General features: G+C 54.2%; 2 pseudogenes. Both read left to right on the top strand.

Annotated elements, in window-relative coordinates:
* Window positions 1-376: pseudogene (locus BN102_RS11050) on the top strand (DUF5119 domain-containing protein); the annotation flags it as partial.
* Between the two features lie 65 nt (window positions 377-441).
* Window positions 442-695 (top strand): annotated as a pseudogene (locus tag BN102_RS10440) (fimbrillin family protein); the annotation flags it as partial.

Genomic DNA, 695 nt, shown 5'->3' with positions numbered 1-695 from the left:
ACTGAGTTTCTCGCTCTCGGGTCTCTCGGGAGGCCTGCTTGCGGGCAGAGACGAGCGTTCTTCTCTGCGAAGCACGATTCCCTTTCCCGCAAAGGCGGACGGGGCGGCCGAGAAAGTGACCGCTCGCTTCTTGTGCTTCGGCACGTCGACATCCGCCAATCCGTTGCGTACGCTCTCCCTGTATGTGATACTCTCGGACGGGAGCAAGCAGTACTACACCTTCGACGTGAGCGCGCAGGTGAACGAGGCACCCGATCCGAAAAACGTGCACATCCTCATCGAGGGCCTGAACCTGCCCAAACCCATTGCGAATGGAGGAGGTTTCCATCCTACGATAGATGAGTGGCAGAACATTACGGAAGAAATAAATATGTAGATGTTAAAAATAGTGATGTGACACTTTTATATTATCCATTTATCATTAATTAGACAATTAAAGACATGAAAAAGAATGTATTGTATCTGGCTGCGGGCTTGCTGGCACTGGCTTCCTGCTCGCAGGACGAGACCACGGGTCTCGACCAAAGGGGAGAGATCAAGTTCCGCCCGTCGATCGGTGCCGTAACACGCGGACCCATCATTACGCAGGCCAACCTCTCTCCTTTCAAGGTGACGGCCCATAACGGGACGACCAACCTGTTCACCAACCTGGAGGTCAGCTCCGCAGACGGCGGTATCACCTGGACCACGGCCCA

Origin of the sequence: Phocaeicola abscessus CCUG 55929, assembly GCF_000312445.1 — a bacterium.
Lineage (GTDB): Bacteria > Bacteroidota > Bacteroidia > Bacteroidales > Bacteroidaceae > Phocaeicola > Phocaeicola abscessus.
This window is presented reverse-complemented; position numbering and strand designations above follow the sequence as displayed.